Genomic DNA, 16902 nt, shown 5'->3' on the forward strand with positions numbered 1-16902 from the left:
TACTTATGCGTGTTTTTTTCTAGCCAGGCGTTTTACCTCACAGTCATACGAGCAGGCAGCACACCGGCCGGATTTTTTGCTGCGGCGAAAGTTGTTGATGATGATGCCAACTGCCAGGGCGGCAATCCCGGCGATAATCAAAACGTTAATCAATACTTGCACTTTTAATAATTCCTCCTAGACGATCAGTAGGGCAATGTGGTAGGTCAGAAAGGCGACCAGGTAGGCGATGCCAAGGCTGGAGAGCATCGAGTAGATCATCCACCAGGTCGAGCCGGTCTCCTGCTTAATGGTGGCCATCGTCGCGAAGCACGGGGCGTAAAGCAGAATGAAGACCAGCAGGGCGTAGGCACCGGCCGGGGACATGAAGGGCCCGAGGGCGGCGATCAGAAAGGCCTTGCTGCTGGTATGGAACATCACCATCATGCTGGAGGTGATGACTTCCTTGGCCAGGATCCCGGTGAAGAGGGCGGAAATGACCTGCCAGTGGGCAAAACCAACGGGACGGAAGAGTGGCATCAGCCACCGGCCCAGGTCTGCCGCAAAGCTGCGGGTCGAGTCGGTTACAAATCCGCTGGTGCCGAAACTGGATAAGAACCAGATCAAAACGGTTCCGGCAAAGATGATCGTACCGGCCTTGTGGATGAAGCCCTTGCCCTTGTCCCAGGTGCCGTGCCAGATGATGTCCGGGCGGGGCAGGTGGTATTCGGGCAATTCAATTACGAAGACCGACCCCTGCCGGACGTGAAAGGCGACCTGGTAGCACTTAGCCACCAGGAGAGCCACCGCAATTCCTAAGAAGTAGACCGATAAAACGATCAGGGCTTGGTGGCGTGGGAAGAAGGCGGCGACGACTAGGCTGTAGATGGGCAGCCGGGCGGAACAGCTCATGAAGGGCATGATCAGGGTGGTGATCAACCGTTCCTTGGGCTGCTCGATCGTCCGGGCCGCCATGATCCCGGTGACGTTGCAGCCAAAACCGATGATCAGCGGGATGAAGGCCTTGCCGTTGAGACCAATCAGCTGCATTAGCCGGTCGGTCACCAGCGCTGCCCGGGCCATGTAGCCCGAGTCCTCCAGAATCGAGATACAGGCGAAGAGCATGAAAATCTGCGGGATGAAGGCGAGCACCCCGCCAACCCCCGCGATGATCCCGTTGACCACGAGGGAGCGCAGGGCGGGCAGGGCCCCGGCCTGAATCAGGAGGTGGTTGGCGGTCGTCGAGACGGGCCCCGAGAGAAAGCCATCGAGCAGGTCGGAAAGTGGGGTGCCGACCCAGTCGAAGGAGAGCTTAAACATGATAAAGAAGATCAGGGCAAAGATCAGCGGCCCCCAGACGGGGTGGGTTACCACCCGATCGACCCGGCTGGTGAGGTGATGGTCGTGACTGTTACCCACCGGCTTCCGGGCCGCCTTGATGGTTTCCTCGATAAAGTCCTGACGGGCGGCAAAGATCCGATCGGCGAATCCCTGCTGGTCGTAGTAGCGCTGCTGATTGAGCAGTGGTTGGAGATCCTTGTCGGCCGCGTACTTGCGGATCACTTTGTTTTGGTTGATGAACTGAATCGCCAGCCAGTGAGCGGTGGTTGCAGAATAGTGATAATCGGCTGCCAGAGCTTCTTCGGCCTGGCGAATTGCCTGTTCAATCATTGGCGGATAGTTGATCGCCAGCCGCTTAGTGGGCCGTTGCCGGTACTCAATTGCCGCCTTGCGAACATCCGCCACGCCTTCCTTGCTGCGGGCATTGGTTTCAATGACCGCACAGCCAAGGCGCTGCCGAAGAATTGCCAGGTCGTAGTCGTACCCGGTCCGGCGCAAATCATCGATCATGTTCAAGACGAGGACGGTCGGCCGGGCGAGCTCTAAGGCCTCAATCGTCAGCAAGAGATTGCGCTGGAGCTGGCTGGCATTAGTGATGTTGAGGATTAGGTCCGGCTGGTTCTGCATCAGGTAGGTGGCGACCACGGATTCGTCCTTGGTAAGGGGATCCAGCGAGTAGACCCCCGGCAGGTCGACGAGGGTGACGTCCGCATCCTTAAGTTGCCCCTGCTTCTTTTCAACGGTTACCCCGGCCCAGTTACCGACGTACTCATACTTATTAGTGAGCGAATTGAAAAGGGTCGTCTTCCCCGTGTTTGGATTGCCAATTAGTGCAACGGTCGCCATGCTTATTCCTCCGCAAGCAATCGGGCAAAGACCCGGTAGCGCAGGCCAATTCGCTGATGGTGGGCCTCAATAATTACTGGTCCGTGGAAGGGGTAGCGCTGAACAACTTGCATCCGACAGCCGATACAGAGGCCGAGGTTGTGAAGACGGATGACGGTGGGCTTATTGACCCCCTCAAAGGACTGGAGAATGTATTCTTGTTGCATGCTAGCACCCCTTCATTAATTGTTCATATGAAACAATATTCCAAAAATATATAAAATAATAATGCTATATTGTATTATACGCGTGAACTTGCCCGTGCGAAAGCGGTTTTAAGAATTTTGTCGAAACTATTTTAATCTTCAAAGCGTTTGCTATAATATAAAATAGCTGATTTTACTAATTTCCAATAAGAATATTTGGAATGACTATTATGCCAGGAGGAATATCGATGGCAACGCTAGAAGTTAAAGATTTACACGTTTCAGTTCAGGACGAAGAAAAGAAGCAGGAAAAGGAGATCCTCAAGGGGGTCAACCTGAAGATGAGCACGGGTGAGATCCACGCCATCATGGGTCCAAACGGTACCGGTAAGTCGACTCTTTCTCAGACGATCATGGGTCAACCGAGTTACCACGTCACTCAGGGGGACATCCTGCTCAATGGTGAGAGCATTCTGGACATGCCAGTGGATGAACGGGCGCGCAAGGGACTCTTCCTTGCCATGCAGTACCCGGCAGAAATTCAAGGGGTAACCAACGCCGAATTCCTGCGGGCCGCCATCAATGCCCGCCGGCCGGAAGACGACCAGATTTCGGTGATGGACTTCCTCAAGAAGCTGGACAAGAATCTTAAACTGCTGGACATGAGCGAATCGATGACCGAGCGTTACCTCAACGAGGGCTTCTCCGGTGGTGAAAAGAAGCGTAACGAAATCCTCCAGCTGCTGATGATCGAGCCAAGCTTTGCCCTCTTGGACGAAATTGATTCCGGTCTGGACATTGATGCCCTGAAGGTTGTTGCCAAGGGGGTTAACTCGATGCGCGGTGACAATTTCGGTTCCCTGATCATCACCCACTACCAACGGCTGCTGAACTACATCGTGCCGGACACCGTACACGTCATGATGGATGGCCGGATCGTCAAGACCGGGGGTCCCGAACTGGCCAAGAAACTGGAAGACGAGGGTTATGCCGGCCTGCGGGATGAACTCGGCCTGAACATTAAGCTCGTGGACGATGAAGACTAGGGGGCACTTTCATGACTGAATTAGAACAAGCGCGGGCCCAATTAGAAGCGGCCAGCCGGGAAAATCAGGAGCCAGCCACGCTCACCCAGCGCCGGCTTGTGGCTCGGGATTTGATGGAGAAACTTCGCCTGCCACGGATGCAGCGCTTTAAGTATCAGGATTGGCCATTAATCAGTGACCAGCCGCTGGCCTGGCTGCGATCCGATGAAAAGCAAGTACCAGCTACTAGCAAGGATGATGAAGTGATCAAAGTGACCCAGTTTGGGCAGACCACCATTCACTTGCACATCCCCGACCAACTGCGTGAAAAAGGGGTGATCCTAACTGACATTTTCACGGCTGCCCGGGAGCACGCCGATCTTTTTGATCGCTCCTTCATGTCCGCCATCAAACCGGAAGAAAATCTTTTGACAGCCTATCATGCCGCCTACCTCAACGCCGGGCTCTTCCTTTACGTGCCCAAGGGAGTGGTGATCGATAAGCCGATCGAGGCAGAACTGATCCAGGATAACACCCAAACCGCGCCACTGCTTTCCCACATTCTGGTGATCGCGGACCGCGACAGCAAGGTCAAGTTCATTCAGCACCTGTCCGCGGTTGGTGAAGTCGACAACGCCGCCAACATGATGATCGAACTGATTGCCAAGGAAAACAGTGAAATTGACTTCTCCTCATTGGACGAGTTGAACGAGCATTCCCATACCTACTTCAAGCGTCGCGCGGACATCGGCAGAGATGCCCACGTCGAATGGGCGGTCGGCATCATGAACGATGGCGACACGGTTGGCGACATGGATTCCGAATTGCTCGGTGAGGGCGGCTACGCTAATTCCAAGATGATTGCCGTCACCACCGGCGAGCAAAAGGTTGGGATCAACAACCGGGTTACCAACCGGGGTAAGCACACCACCGGCCTGATTAACCAGCGGGGCGTTATTTTGGAAGATTCCGAACTGATCTTCAATGGGATTGGTCAAATCATCCACGGTGCCCACGGCTCTAAGGCCGACCAACAAAACCGGGTGCTGATCATGTCCCCACAGGCCCGTGGGGATGCAAACCCGATCCTGCTGATTGACGAAAATGACGTTGAGGCTGGACACGCCGCCAGCGTTGGTCCCGTTGATCCCCACCAGATGTACTACCTGATGAGCCGGGGAATCCCGCGCCCGCAGGCCCAACGGATGGTTATCCGGGGCTTCTTGGGCGCCGTGCTCAACGCCATCCCATCCAAGGATGTTCGTAACCAGATGATTGATATTCTAGAAAGGAAGCTTGCTAATGGCCAACAGTATCAATAAGGCGCGGGCCGACTTCCCAATTCTCGACCAGCGGGTCAACGACGAGCGCTTGGTCTACCTGGATAATGCCGCGACCGTTCAGCGGCCAACTCCGGTGCTGCAGAAGCTAATGGACTTCTACCAGCATGACAATGCCAACGTTCATCGTGGGGTTCATACCCTGGCGGAACGAGCAACAAAGGACTATGAGCAGGCACGGGTAAAGGTTCAACACTTCATCAACGCCCAGTCTTCGGACGAGATTATTTTCACCAAGGGCTGCACCGACGGGTTAAACCTGGTGGCATCGACCTATGGTGAGCAGAACGTCCACGCCGGGGATGAGATCGTGATTTCGATCATGGAGCACCACAGCAACCTGATCCCCTGGCAGCAGCTGGCCATCAAGAAGGGGGCGACCCTGAAGTACATCGGGCTGACTCCTGACGGCGAGCTCGACATGAATGATGCTAAACGTCAGATTACCGACAAGACCAAGATCGTGGCGGTGGCCCACGCTAGCAACGTTCTCGGTGTGGTGAACCCGTTGCGGGAGCTAGCCGAATTAGCTCATTCCCACGGTGCCGTCCTTGTTGGCGACGGTGCCCAGGCCGTACCGCACATGCCAGTCGATGTGAGCGCTTTGGACGTTGATTTCTACGCCTTCTCCGGCCACAAGATGATGAGCCCAATGGGAATCGGGGTGCTTTACGGCAAGGCCGATCTCCTGCGAGCAATGCCACCGTATCAGTACGGGGGCGAAATGATTGGTGACGTTCACCGGCAGGAAAGTACCTGGGCGGACATCCCGTTTAAATTCGAGGCCGGCACCCAAAATATTGCTGGCGCCGTTGGCCTGGGTGCCGCGGTTGATTACCTGGATGAACTGGGAATGGAAAATATCCAGCAAGCTGAGCAAGACCTGGTCGACTACGTTCTGCCCCAATTGGAAGAGCTGCCCTATGTGACCGTCTACGGACCCCAGGATCCTAGCCACCATACCGGGGTGATCGCCTTTAACCTCAACGGCCTGCACCCGCATGACGTGGCCACCGCCCTGGACATGGACGGGGTGGCCGTACGAGCAGGTCACCACTGCGCCCAGCCATTAATGGAAGAGCTGGGACTGACGGCTACCGCCCGGGCCAGCTTCTACTTCTACAACACCAAGCAGGATGCCGACCAATTAATCAAAGCAATCAAGGAAACAAAGGAGTTCTTTAACGGTGGGACTTTCTAAATTAAATGGATTATACCGAGAAGTGATTCTGGATCATGCCAACCATCCTCACAACAAGGGGAAGCTGCCAACGGCGACCAACGCTATGACCCTCCATAACCCGACCTGCGGCGACACGATTAACCTGCAGGTGGACGTGGCCGATGGCAAGATCAGAGACATCGCCTACACCGGGGAAGGCTGCACCATCAGCCAGGCCTCTGCCAGCATGATGACCGAGGCCGTTAAGGGAAAGACGGTTGACCAGGCGCTCAGCATGGCCAAGACCTTTTCCGATATGGCGATCGGCAAGCAGCATTCGGATGCTGATCTCCAGCAGCTGGGGGATGCACAAATCCTGACCAGCATCATGGAGTTCCCGGCCCGGATCAAGTGTGCAACCCTGTCCTGGTGGGCGCTGCAGCGGGCACTGCTTAAGCAAGGTAACGAGGAGGAAGATTAATGAGTAAGGAAACAGCAGCCAGCATTGTTGGCGACGAAAATTACGAGTACGGCTTCCACGACGACGTTAAGCCGGTCTACTCCACGGGGCGAGGCCTCACGGAGGAAGTCGTCCGCAAAATCTCGGCCGAAAAGCACGAGCCGGAGTGGATGCTTGATTACCGGTTGAAGTCATACCGGATCTACAAGAAACTGCCAATGCCGAAGTTTGGCCCGGACCTGTCGGGGTTGGACCTCGATCACATGCTCTACTACCAGAAGATGACCGACAAGAAGTTCCGCGACTGGAATGACGTGCCCGAAGACCTGAAAAAGACTTTTGACCGGCTCGGGGTTCCCCAGGCGGAGCGGAAGTACCTGGCCGGGGCTTCTGCCCAGTACGAGTCCGAAGTGGTGTACCACAACATGAAGAACCAGTTTGAAAAACTCGGCATCATCTTCACCGATACCGATACGGCACTGAAGAAGTACCCGGACCTCTTTAAGAAGTGGTTCGGCAAGCTGGTTCAACCGGCCGATAACAAGTTTGCGGCTCTGAACGGTGCGGTTTGGTCCGGTGGCTCCTTCATCTACGTGCCAAAGGGCGTTAAGGTGAAGACACCGATTCAATCCTACTTCCGGTTGAACGCCGAAAACACCGGGCAATTTGAACGGACCCTGATCATTGTCGATGAGGGCGCCAGCGTGGACTATGTGGAAGGGTGCACGGCACCAAACTACTCCTCCGACAGCCTCCACGCGGCCGTTGTTGAGGTCAACGTGGCCAAGGACGCCTACTGCCGCTACACGACGATCCAGAACTGGTCGGACAACGTCTACAGTCTAGAAACTAAGCGGGCCGCCGCCGCGGAAAACGCCACGATGGAGTGGGTCGACGGTAACCTTGGTTCCAAGGTGACGATGAAGTACCCAAGCGTCTACCTGAATGGTGAGGGCGCCCGGGGGACGATGCTCTCAATTGCCGTGGCCAGCAACGGAATTCACCAGGACTCCGGTGCCCGGATGATCCACAATGCCCCGAACACCTCCAGTTCAATCGTTTCCAAATCGATTGCCAAGACCGGGGGTTCAACCGACTACCGGGGGACCGTCCGCTTTACCAAGCATTCTGACGGCTCCAAGGGGCACGTCGAATGTGATACAATCATCATGGATGACCAGTCGTCTTCGGACACGATCCCGTACAACGAGATTGACAACGCCCACGTGGCGATGGAACACGAAGCCAAGGTTTCCAAGATCTCGGAGGAACAGCTTTACTACCTGATGAGTCGGGGGATTTCCGAGGCCAAGGCCACCGAGATGATCATCATGGGCTTTGTTGAGCCCTTTACGAAGCAATTACCGATGGAATACGCGGTTGAACTGAACCGGTTGATCAGTTTTGAAATGGAAGGCTCGATCGGTTAATAGCGAATGGAGGAATCAGAATGGCAGAAGGACAGGACCAGCCTTACTCGGCAATCGAAAACCAGGTCATGGACGCACTAGAGAAGGTCATTGACCCCGAACTGGGCATCGACCTGGTCAACCTCGGCCTGATCTATGATGTCCGCGTCGACGATCAGGGGACCTGTACGGTGACGATGACCCTGACCACGATGGGCTGTCCACTGGGCGACATTTTAAACCGGGACATTACGTCTGCCGTGCTGTCGGTCGACGGGGTGGACGACTGCAAGATCAACCTGGTCTGGGAACCAGCCTGGGACATTTCCCGGATGAGCCGTTTTGCCAAGATTGCCCTGGGCATTCACGGCTAGGAAGTGCGCCATGGATATTCAAAAGTTTGTGCGGCAGCGCAAGAGCCTGGGTTATTCCCAGGTTGAGCTCAGTCGGGGAATCTGTACCCAATCGACCCTCAGTAAATTTGAGAACAGCGGGAAGGTTCCGTCGCTTTCAATCCTGGAACAGCTTTGCCGCCGGTTGGGGTTGACTATCGACGAGCTGAATCAAGACGATGCCTCTTCGCTGCGCTATCTGCGGCGCCTGATGGACACGGCGGAGCAGCATCTGATGCTGGAACGCTTTCCCCAGGCCATTGGTCTGCTGAAAAAGGTGGCTCCAGAAAACCTAGCGGCCCCGCAGGACCAGATGCAATACTACTACCTGCAGGGGATGATTGGCGCCCTGACTAGTGGTCAGCTTTCCGCCACGCTCTTCAACTTTACAAAAATCCTTGATGAGCTGGACGAGGAACACCAGACGATCTTTTCGCAGCTGGCCTACCTGGGTTCGGGGATCCTTTACGCGCGACAGGGCTCGATGGACCACGCTGACTTCTTTTTCGCCAAGGTGATCACCTATCTGCAGGAAAATGCCAGCGATGACTGGTCAAAAGCGGAGCGGTTGCGCTATTTGCGGACAATCATGATGACCTACTACGCGGCCGAGTACCACGCCCTCAATCACCGTCTGCCGATCTCCAATAAGGTTTTGGACCAGGCGATCGGGATGTGTGCGGCCCAGCACGTGACCTATTTTCTGCCACGGATCAAGTTGCTGCAGGCCAACAATGCAATTGAGGCCGGGGGTTCGATCGACTCTGTTCGCCGCTTGTTGACCGAAGCAATGGTCTTTGCCCGCTTCAATCACAGTGAGGTGGTTGAAGTTCAGGTTGCAACGATCAGGAAAAACTTCGAAAACGAAATTGTCAATAATGACTAAAAACGCACCACGGCAGGTGAGAAATTTAATTCTCTCACCTGCCGTGGTGTCTTTTTAAACTGTAATTAAGTGGTGACGAATGGCGAAGCGAATCAGGTCCGCCTGATTGTGGAGGTCAAGTTTATGCATGATCTTCGCTTTGTGGGCCTCGACCGTTTTCGTCGAGATGAAGAGACGGCTCGCGATCTCCTTATTCGAATAGCCGAGCGCGATGAAGGGGAAAAGCTCCCGTTCCCGCTTGGAGAGTTCACGAAAAGACGCCAATTCAGGCCTAGCGGTGGTTGCTTGAATTTTTTGCCGATCCTTGCCCGTAATCATGATGTTGTTGTCGAGGTAGAGTTCGCCCCTGGCCAGGCTGGTCAGGCCGGCAATGATTTCACTGGTTGGGGAGCTCTTGAAGATGTAAGACAGGGCGCCGTTGTGAATCGCCCGGTTGACGATCTCCTGCTCCTCGTGGTGGGAAAGGATCATTACCCGGACAGCGGGGAAGAGGTCGTGAATTCGTTGAATGGTGACAAGACCGTTTTCTCCCGGCGGCAGCGTCAGTCCCATGATTGCAATGTCGATATCACCCTGGCCCAGTCGCATGCATGCGTCGGCGCTGTCAGCCACCTGGTCCGCCAGTTGGAAGTCGGCCAACCCGTCGATTAATGTTGTTAATCCCAGGCGAACGATCGGCTGCTCGTCCGCAATCAGCACGTTTTTCAAACAAATCACCTTACCACTTTTTTCTTTATTATAACGTATTGTCCGTAGTAGCCAAATGGTTAAATTAGTGGAATATTCCAATTTTATATTGAATATTATTGTTGATAATAATAAGTGAGCGTGGACACCGAGGGAGTTCCCTAATTCCCATGTAAGCGGTTAAACTGTATTATTAATATTGTAGTAAGTGATATTAATCACAAAAATGTCGTTGACATGATCCGTAATCTGAAGGAGGAAGTCCACATGACCTCAGAATATACTAAGGAACCTAAGGGCTACACGATGTCCACGGTGATGCAGGAGGCGGCACGCTGCCTGCTTTGTGAAGATGCACCGTGTTCGAAGGCTTGTCCGGCGCACACCAACCCTGCTAAATTTATCCGCAGCGTTCGCTTCCGCAACGTCAAGGGAGCGGCAGAGACCATCCGGGAAAACAACGCCCTCGGTGCAATTTGTGCCCGTGTTTGCCCGACGGAACGCTACTGTGAGAGTGCCTGCACGCGGGCCAAGATCGATGGGCCGATTGACATCGGCGGAATCCAGCGCTACGTCACTGATATGGAGCGCAAGGAGAACATGCAGATCCTGCATCCCGGTAAGGATAACGGGATGAGCGTGGCGATCATCGGTAGTGGCCCGGCCGGACTGCAGGCCGCCACGACCCTGCGGCAAAAGGGCTACGCAGTTGACATCTACGAAAAGCAGGCCAAGGCCGGTGGCTATTTGACCTATGGGATCCCGGAGTACCGTCTGCCGGAAGCAATCGTTGACTACGAAGTTCAGCGAATCGTCAACCTTGGTGCCAAGATTCACTACAATGTTGCGGTCGGCACGGATATTACAATGGACCAGCTGAAGCAGGAGCACGACGCCGTCATCGTGGCCATTGGTGCCAGTGCCGCCAAGACGATTCCAATGTTTGAACACAACATCTGCACCGAATCTGCTATTTCCTTCCTGTCACGAGCAAAGGAAAACCAGGGCAAGATTGACGTGCCCGACAACGTCCTGGTCATCGGTGGCGGGGACGTGGCCATGGACGTGGTTACAACGCTGAAGAAATTGGGCGTACCTCATGTCACCGACGTGGTTTACGAAGAATTTGCCGAATTTAAAGCTTCTAAAAAGGAACTGGCCGGGGCCCAGGCGGCTGGCGTGACGATCATCGATGGCTATGCACCACAGGAAGTGCACCAAAACCGGGTCACCTTCAAGCACCGGAAGATTGACGGTGAGCTGACGATTACCACCGACAAGATTATTTTGGCGGTTGGTCAAAAGGTTGACGCCACCGGGCTGGACATCGACATCCAGCACAATGAGATTCCATTCAGAGACGCGCGCTACCACACCAAGGACCCACAAGTCTTCGCCGCCGGGGACATCGTTGATGGTGATAAGACCGTGGTGTTCGCCGTTCAGAAGGGGAAGGAAGTCGCTGAAGAAATCGATCGTGTATTAGGGGGCCAGAATAATGATTAATAAAGACCTATCCGTTGACTTTTTAGGGGTTCATTTTGAGAACCCGTTCTGCCTGTCGTCGTCACCCGTCGGCAACTGTTACGAGATGTGTGCCCGGGCCTTTGACGCCGGCTGGGGTGGGATTGTCTACAAGACGATCTCGACCGATCGTTTCGTCATCGATGAGGTTTCGCCGCGGTTTGACGAGCTGACCAAGGAGGATACGCCGTTCGTGGCCTTCAAGAACATGGAGCAGCTGTCTGAGCACACCCTGGCGCAGGACCTGGCGGACATGAAACGGCTGAAGACTGAGTACCCAAACAAGGTTCTGATTGCCTCAATCATGGGTGAGAATGATGAGGAATGGACCTACCTGGCCAAAAAGGTTGAGGAGGCCGGCGCGGACATGATCGAGATGAACCTTTCCTGTCCGCAGATGACCTCGCACAAGATGGGTTCGGACGTTGGGACTAACCCTGAGCTATGCAAGCAGGACTGCATCGCTGTCAAGAAGGGCAGCAGTTTGCCACTGATGGCCAAGATGACGCCAAACATAACTACGATGGTGCCGGTCGTCAAGGCCTGTCTCGAGGGTGGTGCCGACGGTTTCTCACTGATCAACACCGTGAAGTCGGTGGCTAACGTGGACCTCGATAAGCACGTCGGTCTGCCGAATATCGATGGCAAGTCCTCCGTCTCCGGCCTGTCCGGGAAGGGCGTCAAGCCGATTGCCCTCCGCTTCCTCCAGCAGTTGCGTTCCGCGTCCGGGCTGGAGCAGCTGCCAATCTCCGGGATCGGGGGCATTGAGACCTGGGAAGATGCCGCCGAGTTTATCCTGATGGGAGCAACGACGCTCCAGGTTACGACTGCGATCATGCAATACGGTTACCGAATCGTTGAGGATATGAAGAACGGCCTGATGCACTACATGGAAGAACAGGGGGTCGACCACCTATCCGATCTGGTTGGGCTGGCTAACAAGAACATCGTCGCAACGAATAAGCTCAACCGGAACTACAAGGTTTACCCAGAGATTGATTGGGACAAGTGCATTGGATGTGGACGGTGCTTCATTTCCTGTCAGGATGGGGCTCACCAGGCACTTGGCTGGGATGATGAGAAGCGTCTGCCGACTTTTGACAAGAGCAAGTGCGTCGGCTGTCAACTCTGTGCTCTGGTCTGCCCGGTTGGTGCAATCAAGCTGGGCATCGTGGAGATGAAACCGGGCCGGGAAGGCAATCCGGACGAAATCGATGTCGGCTCACAACGGCTGCACACCTACCATCCGGCACAATCAAATTAAGCAGGAATCGTATGAGGACTAGTCAGTTTTGGCTGGTCCTTTTTGAATTTAAAAAATACAAATGGGGAGATTTAACGTATATAATTAGTGAGAGCAAAAATAGAGGGGTAATGTGTCATGACTAATCGTCCATTAGAAGTATTGCAGGAGCATTTTGGCTTTAAGAACTTTCGCCCGGGGCAGGAGCAGGTAATTGATCAGGTGCTGGCAGGGCAGAACACCCTGGCGGTAATGCCGACCGGGGGTGGGAAGTCACTCTGCTACCAGATACCGGCCCTGATTAGCCCCGGGGTGACGATCGTAGTGTCGCCGTTGATTTCGCTAATGAAGGATCAGGTAGACGCCTTACGTCAAAATGGCATCCGCGCCGGTGCCCTCAATAGCGCGACCCCGCGTGAAGAGGTCAATCCGCTCCTGCGCAGCGCTTATAACGGCGAGACCAAGCTTCTCTACGTGACGCCCGAGCGGCTGGCGATGGATTATTTCCAGTACCAGCTGAGTTTTATCAACGTCAGCCTGGTGGCAATTGACGAGGCCCACTGTATTTCCCAGTGGGGACACGATTTTCGACCGGCTTACAGACAGTTAAACGCAGCGGTGACTAAGCTGCCGTCACACCCAGTGGTACTCGCCTTAACAGCGACCGCCACGCCCCGGGTACAGGAAGACATCGGTGACCAGCTCAGTATCTCCCAGAAGAATTTTGTGATTACCAGCTTTACTCGGCCCAACATTAGCTTCCGGGTTGTTCATCCCCGGACCAGTACTCGGCAGTTGCTTGCGGCCTACTTAAAGGATCACCAGGGTGAAGCCGGAATCATTTACGCCAACACCCGCAAGCGGGTCGAGTCACTGACCAACTACCTAACCGATCGCGGCTTTAATGTCGCAATGTATCATGCGGGAATGAGCAATGAAGACCGGGCACGAGTCCAGGACGATTTTCAGTACGACCGGGTCCCAGTGATCGTGGCTACCAATGCCTTTGGGATGGGGATTGACAAGAGCAACGTTCGTTTCGTTCTCCACGCCACCAGCGCGAAAAACCTGGAATCATATTACCAGGAAGCGGGCCGGGCCGGACGAGACGGCCTGCCGAGCGAGGCGATCATGTACTATCACGCCAACGACATCCAGCAGTACCGTCGCTTCATCGACCAGTCGACTGCTGATGACGAATACCGTGAGGTGCAATACAAGAAGCTGCAGGCGGTGACGGCCTATGCCAACACGCCACAGTGCCTGCAGCAACAAATTGTCGAGTACTTTGGCCAGGAGTGTGAGCCCTGCGGCCACTGCAGCAATTGTACCGACTCACGGGAGATGGAGGACGTGACGGCAGCTGCCAAGGTATTGATCGCGGTAGTCGACGAGCTCCACGGCCGTTTTGGTAAGTCGCTAGTGGTCAAGGTCGCGACGGGCTCTCATGACCAGCGGATTGAGCAGCTCGGTGCCGACGAATTAGAGTACTATGATGGCTTGGAAAAATACTCCCAGGCCGCGGCCGGCAGTCTGCTGGATTACCTGGTCGCCACCGGCTTCTTGGCAATGGAGGGCGGTCAGTACCCGATCGTTAAGGTCAGTCAAAAGGGTCGCCAAGTGTTGGCGGGTGCCGCCCGGGTTAGCCGGCGGGTTGAACCACGGCCGCAAAAGAAGGCCACCCAGGTCGCGGAGACTCCAGAAGAAGCCGAATTGTTCCAAATGCTGCGCCTGAAGCGACGCGAACTGGCGGACGAACAGGAGGTACCGCCGTTCGTTGTCTTTTCCGACCGGACCCTTCACGACATGGCTCGGCAGAAACCCCAGACGGCAGTTGACTTCCTAGAGGTCAACGGTGTTGGGCAAGCAAAGTTGAAACGCTATGGAGACGTGATGATGAAGGTAATCGCGGATTATTTGGCTGAAAAGCAGAACTAGTGAAGAGATGGATGGAAAGAAACTTTCCGCAAACCGATACATGCCGAGAAGGATACTGTCAATTCGTTCCTGCAAGTGGTAGAATATATTTACGAATGTAAACGATAGAGAGGAGGATCCCGATGGAAGAAACGGCATTGGAAATCACACCGGCCGAATGGCAGGTGATGCGAATCGTCTGGACCCTGGGGGAAACCACCAGCAGTCAGTTAACCACGATCCTGCAACGGAAGGTCGATTGGAAAGCGGCAACGGTGAAGACACTCCTGCGACGGCTAGTCGCCAAGGGAGCCCTGGCGACGACCAAGCAGGGACGGGGATTTATCTATCATCCCCTGGTAGCTGAGCAATCAACGATGGACGAGGTGGCTGACGGGCTCTTCTCCAGCATCTGTGAGCGTCGGGTGGGGACGACCCTGGAGCACGTTATTAATCATGCGACGCTGAGCAAGGCCGATGTTGCCAAGCTTCAGGAGGCTCTCAAAAACAAGGCCGCAACCGCCCCGGATGAGGTTGAATGCAACTGTGTTCCGGGAATGAAAATGAAATGCTAATAAGGTTCAGGGCAAGCATTTGCCCTGAGCTTTTTTCGTTAACTAGAGGTTAAGCCCCCTTGAAAAACCGTTAATTTACAAAGAAGCATTGTGACTTTATGATCAAGATGTTGAATGAAAACGTTACCGGAGAAAGGAAGGACAAAGATGTCAATTCAAAATGTTTTCGTTGCGGGCGGGGGCGTCCTAGGAAGTCAGATTGCCTATCAAGCGGCCTACACAGGCTTTAAAGTGACTAGTTATGATTTGCATCCCGAAAAAGTGCAAAAGCGGATAGAAACCCTGCGTGCTGGCTATAAACAGGACTTAAAGACGACCGATCAGCAGTTTGATAATGGGCTTGCCAACCTAAGCTACATTTCTCAACTGCCGGAGAAGATTGATGCAGACCTGATCATTGAAGCCCTGCCGGAAGTGCTTGATCTCAAAAAGAGCTTCTTAAAAGAGATTAGCCAGGAGGTTTCTACAAAGACGATCATTGCCAGCAACTCCTCGACCTTTACGCCGAGTCAACTTAAGGACAGTGTTACTGATCCCGCTCGTTTCTTGAACATGCACTTTGCCAACCGAATCCGGTTATACAATAGTGCCGAAATCATGGGCCATCCGGGCACGGACCCAGCGGTTATTGAACAGGTAATTGCCTTTGCCAGGAAGATGAAAATGGTCCCGGTTCATATCAAAAAGGAAAAGGCCGGTTACATCGGCAACACGCTTTTAACGCCATGGTTCAATGCCGCCCTGGACCTTTGGGCAAATGATTATGCAACGCCACAGGACATTGACCGGGAATGGATTATTTCACAGGGGGCATCGGTTGGCCCGTTCATGCTCTTTGACATGGTGGGCCTGCGGACGGCCTACCAGATTACCACCAACGAGCTGCAGGCGGAACCGGACAATCAAACCTATCAACGGGCCGCCAAGCGCCTTAAGCAGATGCTTGATGCTGGCAAACTGGGACAAGAGTCCGGTGAGGGCTTTTACCACTATCCGAACCCGGAGTTCGAACAGGACGATTTTTTGACTAAGTAAGGTGATAATGATGAGTTTCTATAGCGAAGAGGTTGTTTCAAAGATAAAATACGGCCAGTCAAATATTCTAATCAATACAATTACTAATCTGGCTGACACACCCTATGCCAATGTCATCATTAGTCATGGCTTGGGAGAATACGCACAACGCTATGACACGCTGACGAGTTTTCTTTTAAGCCATAATTATAATGTCTTCCGCTACGATCAAATTGGTCATGGTGAAACGACCGGTGAGCATGGTTACATGAAATCTGCAGAAGACCTCTGGAAGCCACTTCAAATGCTGGTAAAGCACGTTCGCAATGCTTATCCGGACTTGCCAACCTACTTAATTGGCCACAGCATGGGCGGAGAAGCTTGCCTCTTGTATGGAACCAAATTTCCAAACACGGTTGATGGGATAATCGCGAGCTCGCCAGTTTCTCTTTCCAAGCGGTCAAAGGGGCTTCCCCTCCCCATGAAGGGAGAAGAGCATGCGACTTTTCCAAATGTTGATACGGGTGGTATTAATCGCGATCAGCGGGTTGTTGACCATTTTCTGACTAACAAGCGGACCCTCAAGGAAGCAACGGTTGGTATAATGAATAATGCTCTCTGGAACGGTGCCCTGGACCTCAGAAAAAATTTAAATAAACTTGTTGACCCAATACTGTTCCTGCAAGGTGTAGCTGACGCAGAGGTTAATTACCAGGATAGTTTTGAAGCCTTTGACATGATATCTTCATCCGATAAAGAAATGCATGTTTACCCATTTGTAATGCATGAAGTCCTGAATGATTCTAAAATCAAATGGAAAGTCTTTAAAGAGATTGATGAGTGGATGACGGAACGAAAATACTAACTTAAAAAAGATAGCTCCTAGGCAGTTAAATTTGCTTAGGGGCTATCTTTAT

The 16902-nt window shown here is 53.7% G+C and carries 17 protein-coding genes; 13 read left to right on the plus strand and 4 right to left on the minus strand.

All coding sequences use genetic code 11. The features are described 5' to 3' along the window. Nucleotides 1-3: 3 nt before the first annotated feature. Genes LKE23_RS01710 through LKE23_RS01720 form a run of 3 tightly spaced genes read right to left on the minus strand, consistent with a single transcriptional unit; the run spans nucleotide 4 to nucleotide 2372 of the window. Nucleotides 4-162, minus strand: a complete 159-nt coding sequence (locus LKE23_RS01710) for a FeoB-associated Cys-rich membrane protein (protein WP_291977791.1) — start codon at nucleotides 160-162, stop codon at nucleotides 4-6. A gap of 15 nt (nucleotides 163-177) precedes the next feature. Then, entirely contained in the window at nucleotides 178-2166 is a 1989-nt protein-coding gene (feoB, locus tag LKE23_RS01715) for a ferrous iron transport protein B (protein WP_291977792.1), read from the minus strand. Between the two features lie 2 nt (nucleotides 2167-2168). Beyond that, on the minus strand, nucleotides 2169-2372 hold the full coding sequence (locus tag LKE23_RS01720; RefSeq protein ID WP_291977793.1) for a FeoA family protein: 204 nt from the start codon (nucleotides 2370-2372) through the stop codon (nucleotides 2169-2171). Between the two features lie 227 nt (nucleotides 2373-2599). On the opposite strand from LKE23_RS01720, the gene sufC reads away from it, so the two are divergent. Genes sufC through LKE23_RS01755 form a run of 7 tightly spaced genes read left to right on the plus strand, consistent with a single transcriptional unit; the run spans nucleotide 2600 to nucleotide 9025 of the window. After that, the gene (gene sufC, locus LKE23_RS01725) at nucleotides 2600-3397 is read left to right on the plus strand and encodes a Fe-S cluster assembly ATPase SufC (protein ID WP_267201437.1); all 798 of its coding nucleotides are present in this window, start codon (nucleotides 2600-2602) and stop codon (nucleotides 3395-3397) included. 11 nt (nucleotides 3398-3408) lie between these two features. Further along, a complete protein-coding gene (sufD, locus tag LKE23_RS01730) occupies nucleotides 3409-4698 on the plus strand; it encodes a Fe-S cluster assembly protein SufD (RefSeq protein ID WP_291977794.1) in 1290 nt (429 codons plus the stop codon). Then, nucleotides 4679-5917: an aminotransferase class V-fold PLP-dependent enzyme gene (locus tag LKE23_RS01735; RefSeq protein ID WP_291977795.1), complete on the plus strand. Its 1239-nt coding sequence runs from the start codon at nucleotides 4679-4681 to the stop codon at nucleotides 5915-5917. Before sufD ends, LKE23_RS01735 begins: the two co-directional genes overlap by 20 nt. Continuing rightward, the gene (gene sufU / locus LKE23_RS01740) at nucleotides 5904-6359 is read left to right on the plus strand and encodes a Fe-S cluster assembly sulfur transfer protein SufU (protein ID WP_291977796.1); all 456 of its coding nucleotides are present in this window, start codon (nucleotides 5904-5906) and stop codon (nucleotides 6357-6359) included. Before LKE23_RS01735 ends, sufU begins: the two co-directional genes overlap by 14 nt. Further along, nucleotides 6359-7768, plus strand: a complete 1410-nt coding sequence (sufB, locus tag LKE23_RS01745; protein WP_291977797.1) for a Fe-S cluster assembly protein SufB — start codon at nucleotides 6359-6361, stop codon at nucleotides 7766-7768. The genes sufU and sufB overlap by 1 nt, the downstream gene beginning before the upstream one ends. Nucleotides 7769-7788: 20 nt before the next feature. After that, nucleotides 7789-8121 (plus strand): metal-sulfur cluster assembly factor, encoded by a 333-nt coding sequence (locus tag LKE23_RS01750; RefSeq protein ID WP_267201442.1) that lies wholly within the window; start codon nucleotides 7789-7791, stop codon nucleotides 8119-8121. Between the two features lie 10 nt (nucleotides 8122-8131). Next, a complete protein-coding gene (locus LKE23_RS01755) occupies nucleotides 8132-9025 on the plus strand; it encodes a helix-turn-helix domain-containing protein (RefSeq protein WP_291977798.1) in 894 nt (297 codons plus the stop codon). A 54-nt stretch (nucleotides 9026-9079) separates the two neighbouring features. Here LKE23_RS01755 and LKE23_RS01760 read toward each other — a convergent pair whose 3' ends face one another. After that, a complete protein-coding gene (locus LKE23_RS01760; protein ID WP_291977799.1) occupies nucleotides 9080-9733 on the minus strand; it encodes a LuxR C-terminal-related transcriptional regulator in 654 nt (217 codons plus the stop codon). A 246-nt stretch (nucleotides 9734-9979) separates the two neighbouring features. On the opposite strand from LKE23_RS01760, the gene LKE23_RS01765 reads away from it, so the two are divergent. From LKE23_RS01765 to LKE23_RS01790, 6 genes are all read left to right on the plus strand, one after another. After that, on the plus strand, nucleotides 9980-11218 hold the full coding sequence (locus LKE23_RS01765; protein ID WP_291977800.1) for an FAD-dependent oxidoreductase: 1239 nt from the start codon (nucleotides 9980-9982) through the stop codon (nucleotides 11216-11218). Next, complete coding sequence (gene preA, locus LKE23_RS01770) at nucleotides 11211-12500, plus strand: NAD-dependent dihydropyrimidine dehydrogenase subunit PreA (RefSeq protein WP_291977801.1); 1290 nt, start codon at nucleotides 11211-11213, stop codon at nucleotides 12498-12500. Before LKE23_RS01765 ends, preA begins: the two co-directional genes overlap by 8 nt. Nucleotides 12501-12617: 117 nt before the next feature. After that, the gene (gene recQ / locus LKE23_RS01775) at nucleotides 12618-14417 is read left to right on the plus strand and encodes a DNA helicase RecQ (protein WP_291977802.1); all 1800 of its coding nucleotides are present in this window, start codon (nucleotides 12618-12620) and stop codon (nucleotides 14415-14417) included. 122 nt (nucleotides 14418-14539) lie between these two features. Next, the gene (locus LKE23_RS01780; RefSeq protein WP_291977803.1) at nucleotides 14540-14971 is read left to right on the plus strand and encodes a CopY/TcrY family copper transport repressor; all 432 of its coding nucleotides are present in this window, start codon (nucleotides 14540-14542) and stop codon (nucleotides 14969-14971) included. A gap of 147 nt (nucleotides 14972-15118) precedes the next feature. Next, nucleotides 15119-16006: a 3-hydroxyacyl-CoA dehydrogenase gene (locus LKE23_RS01785; protein ID WP_291977804.1), complete on the plus strand. Its 888-nt coding sequence runs from the start codon at nucleotides 15119-15121 to the stop codon at nucleotides 16004-16006. 10 nt (nucleotides 16007-16016) lie between these two features. Beyond that, a complete protein-coding gene (locus tag LKE23_RS01790) occupies nucleotides 16017-16850 on the plus strand; it encodes an alpha/beta fold hydrolase (RefSeq protein WP_291977805.1) in 834 nt (277 codons plus the stop codon). Nucleotides 16851-16902 lie beyond the last annotated feature (52 nt).

It is taken from the genome of Limosilactobacillus sp. (assembly GCF_022482365.1).
Lineage (GTDB): Bacteria > Bacillota > Bacilli > Lactobacillales > Lactobacillaceae > Limosilactobacillus.